Source organism: Leifsonia sp. HAY1-4F, from assembly GCF_056755275.1.
On sequence record NZ_JBNDHX010000398.1, the window covers coordinates 1 to 257 of the forward strand.

Here is a 257-nt window from a genome sequence, read left to right on the forward strand (position 1 = left end):
GTCCTTCGTCGCCTGGTTAATGCTGGTACCAAGATTGTCCAGATGGGCTACGGCCAGGACGGCGAAGTGGAAGACCTCGTCAACCAGGCACAAGCCGAGGTGTACGCCGTCGCTGAAAAGCGCACGGCCGAGGACTACGTGGCGTTGAAGGACGTCATGGAGTCCACCGTGGACGAGATCGAAGCCTCCGGCCACCGAGGTGAAGGCATGACAGGCGTTCCCACCGGTTTCTATGAGCTCGACGAACTGACGCACGG

At 60.7% G+C, this 257-nt stretch carries 1 pseudogene; it reads left to right on the forward strand.

What is annotated here, in order from left to right:
- Positions 1 to 257: pseudogene (locus ACPYOG_RS19950) on the forward strand (replicative DNA helicase); the annotation flags it as partial.